General features: G+C 30.7%; 4 protein-coding genes and 1 pseudogene. All 5 read left to right on the forward strand.

The features are described from left to right. A pseudogene (locus tag CXF67_RS08650) lies at positions 1-242 on the forward strand (Crp/Fnr family transcriptional regulator); the annotation flags it as partial. 123 nt (positions 243-365) lie between these two features. Next, the gene (locus CXF67_RS08655) at positions 366-794 is read left to right on the forward strand and encodes an SRPBCC domain-containing protein (RefSeq protein WP_102088397.1); all 429 of its coding nucleotides are present in this window, start codon (positions 366-368) and stop codon (positions 792-794) included. Positions 795-1,026: 232 nt separating this feature from the next. Further along, positions 1,027-1,914, forward strand: a complete 888-nt coding sequence (locus tag CXF67_RS08660) for an alpha/beta hydrolase fold domain-containing protein (RefSeq protein ID WP_102088398.1) — start codon at positions 1,027-1,029, stop codon at positions 1,912-1,914. 146 nt (positions 1,915-2,060) lie between these two features. Further along, positions 2,061-2,642, forward strand: a complete 582-nt coding sequence (locus CXF67_RS08665; protein ID WP_102088395.1) for a Crp/Fnr family transcriptional regulator — start codon at positions 2,061-2,063, stop codon at positions 2,640-2,642. Positions 2,643-2,710: 68 nt separating this feature from the next. Then, positions 2,711-3,619 (forward strand): alpha/beta hydrolase family protein, encoded by a 909-nt coding sequence (locus CXF67_RS08670; RefSeq protein ID WP_102088396.1) that lies wholly within the window; start codon positions 2,711-2,713, stop codon positions 3,617-3,619. Positions 3,620-3,660: the final 41 nt, after the last annotated feature.

A 3,660-nucleotide genomic window follows, 5' to 3' on the forward strand; every position in this document is an offset into this window, starting at 1 on the left:
ATAAAATTGGAAAATTAATTCCTAAATGGCACGAATTAGAAAAGCTATTTATTGTTCGTTGTTTTATAATTTTAGAAGAAAGAATTTTTAGTCATTTATCTATGACAGCAGAAGAAAGATATAATTATTTTTTTGAAAACAACAGAGAATTGTTTAATCAAGTTCCCCTGCAATACATTGCTTCAATGCTGGGAATGACACCTGAGACTTTTAGTCGAATTAGAAAAAAACAACTGTTATGATTTCTTGACATTTGTCAAGAGCAAAATAATAATTTCCATAGACCTTTGTAACGTGATAAAAAAACGTAACAAATGAGATATTTAATAACAAGTATTCTAATCACCCTATTAGCTTCTTCAGCTATGGCAAAAGAAATAAAAACAGAAATATTAATTAATGCATCCCCAACGAAAGTATGGTCAATCCTCACAGACTTTGACAATTATCCGAATTGGAACCAATTTATAAAGTCAATAATAGGAAACGTAAAAATTGGAAATAAAATTACGACAAGAATTAAACCCCCAGAAACAAAAGAAATGACTTTTAAACCAAAAGTTTTAACTTATCAAGTAAATAAAGAATTTAGTTGGATCGGGCATTTGTTATTCACTGGCCTTTTTGACGGGAAACATAAGTTTGAATTAATTGACAATGGGAATGGAACAACAACTTTTAGACAAAGTGAAAAGTTTAAAGGTATACTAGTATGGATGTTTAATGCAGAAAACACTAAAAAAGGCTTTGAAAAAATGAACGAAAAACTAAAAATAATGGCAGAGAAAAAATAAGTGCTGCCGCTAACAATGTATATAGCAAATAAGGCGATTAGTGGTTTACGTAAGCGCAGTACTATTTACAAACACTGCCAAACCGTTGATTTGAATTTTAAAAATGAATAAATTAAAAACAATTCCGAGACTTCGGAACAGCGTTTTGGATCAGTGCAACCCTGAAAGTTTGTAGCTTTTTACTATCCTACTTGCTCTGCACTAAACGTTGGGCTTAATTATAAAAAAAACAATGAAACAAAGCTTAACGTACTATATTACACTATTAGTTCTTAAACTAAAAGGCCTAAAACAGGATTTTAGTAAAGACCCAATAGATTTCAAAAAAATTAGAAAAGAAGATGTTCGTTATCCAAAAGGCAAGTTTTTCAAACAAAATAAAATACGGAATTTTAAAGTTTTAGATTCCTTAATTACTGAAATAGGATTGAATCAAAACTCTGATAAACTTCTTATATTCGTTCACGGAGGTGCTTTTATTTCTGGTCCTGCTCAACATCATTGGGACTCTACAAAAAAAATAGCTAGACAAACGAATTATAAGATTTGGATGTGCGACTACCCCAAATCACCTGAAAATAAGATAGCAAAAATATCAGAAAATATCGATTCAATATATAATGTCGCTTTAGAGCATTTTCACCCAAATAACATTTCTTTTATTGGAGATTCTGTTGGTGGAACTTTAATAGCGTGCTTAACGCAACGTCTGATAATAAAAGACATAAAATTACCGAAAAAAATCATTTTAGTTACACCTGTTATGGATGCAAGTATGTCTAATCCTGAAATTGAAAAAATAGATAATATTGATCCAATACTTTCAAAAATTGGAGTGTTAAGTGCCAAAAAGATGTGTGCCGAGAATAATGATCTAAAAAACGTTATAATTTCACCCTTATTCGGAAATTTTAACAAATTCCCCCATACAATTCTATTTCTTGCAGAAAATGACATTTGTTATCCAGATCAAAAACTAGCAGTCAAAAAATTTATTAACGCTAAAATTAATATTGAAATAATTGAAGGAAAAAATATGCCACATATTTGGCCTTTCCTACCAGTAATGAAAGAAGCTAAAACATCTTTAAATGAAATAATCAGAACACTAAATAACTAACCACAATAAGGTATAAATAATAATAAGGGTTAAGTTCTAAAACGCAAAATAGTACATATTAACAAAATCTGCCAAACAAGAAAGTAATTGGTTTTTAATTCTTTACTATGCTTTAGCGATAATCTGAACAAACACCTATACACAAATTGAATAAAATCAAAACAACAGAAAACATATTCACCCACTTTGAAAAGTTTATTAAGCTTTCGGAAAATTTGAAACTAGAACTTTCAAAACGAATAAAGCCTATTGTATTTCAAAAAGGAGAACTTGTTTTAGACGCTAACAATATTTCTAAAAAAAGCTATTTCATTAACAAAGGGATTCTACGAACCTATTTTATTAAAGATGGAAAAGAAATCAGCGAATTTTTTTCTGGAATAGATGAATGGGTCAACTCACCGAAAAGCTTTATGCAAAGAGAAAAAGACATCTACTACATTGATGCCATTGAAAAGACCGAAGCATATTTTATAACTGTAAACGACCTTGTATATCTTTTTGACAATTTTCCAGAAATGGAACGTTACGCTCGTTTATCAATGGGAACCATTTTTGGTCATTTTATGGAACGAATAACTTCTATAAGATTTACAACTGCTAAGGAAAAATATACTCATTTTCAAAAAACTTATTCTAATATTTATCATCGTATTCCTTTAGGTATGGTTGCTTCTTATTTAGGAATAACTCAAGAAACATTGAGCAGAATAAGAGCTGTAAAGTAATTATTTGATTTAGGTCAAAAGTTCTGATTATTAGAATCAGTAGCTTTACCATTAAATTAAAACTCAAAATGAAGAAAAGAATCAAAAGAATATTATTCATCCTAGCTCTAATTTTAGTTTCAGGAATAGTTTACATATTTACGTATGTCCCAAGTCTATCAAAACAGCACGGAGTTGTCGAAACTGTTTTATATTTAGGGAATTCTGACAATCAGCCTTTAATTGTAGCTTTTGGTGGTGCAGAAGGTGGCATTGATTGGCACAGAAACCATATGAAAGGTAAAAGGGACAGTCTTATTCAAAAAGGCTATGCGATTTTAGCAATCGGATATTTTAATGCTGACGGAACACCTAAAAATCTTGATAGAATTTCATTAGATGCAATTTCGGACACCATAATGAACATTGCCAAAAAGCCCAAAATCGATGAATCAAAAATTGCACTCATTGGAGGTTCACGTGGTGGCGAATTAGTCTTGAATTTAGCTAGTAGATTTGACCATTTCAATGCCGTTATTGCAATGTCAACATCAAATGTAAGCTTCCCTGCTATCACTTGGTCTGCTAATACATCTTCGTGGACTTATAAAGGTGAAGAAGTTCCTTATGTACCTGCACCATTAAAAACAATCTCACCAGCATTAAAAGGAGATTTATATACTGCTCACAAGATGATGCTTGAAGACAAAGAAGCTTCAAAAAAGGCAGAGATTCAAGTGGAAAATATTAATGGAGCTATTCTAATTCTGTCAGGTATAAATGATGAAATGTGGCCTGCTACCGAGATGTCTGACAAATTAATTAAAAGATTGAAAAACAAAAATTTCAAGCATTACAACGTACATATAAAACTAGACGGTGGACACATAGCACCTTTAGAACATTTTAATTTTGTATATGATTTTTTAGACAAACATTTACCGACAGAGGTAAAAAAGCCAGGGGCTAACAAAAGTACTGTGGTAAAAAACAAGTAAAAATGCATTAATTTCTCACTAGAGTACTTTTATATTCTTTA

Origin of the sequence: Psychroflexus sp. MES1-P1E, assembly GCF_002836055.1 — a bacterium.
GTDB lineage: Bacteria > Bacteroidota > Bacteroidia > Flavobacteriales > Flavobacteriaceae > Psychroflexus.

What these genes read in the sequence shown, in the direction of transcription:
- CXF67_RS08655 (WP_102088397.1), top strand. Translation starts at nt 366, where the DNA reads ATGGCAAAAGAAATAAAAACAGAAATATTAATTAATGCATCCCCAACG.
- CXF67_RS08660 (WP_102088398.1), top strand. Translation starts at nt 1,027, where the DNA reads ATGAAACAAAGCTTAACGTACTATATTACACTATTAGTTCTTAAACTA.
- CXF67_RS08670 (WP_102088396.1), top strand. Translation starts at nt 2,711, where the DNA reads ATGAAGAAAAGAATCAAAAGAATATTATTCATCCTAGCTCTAATTTTA.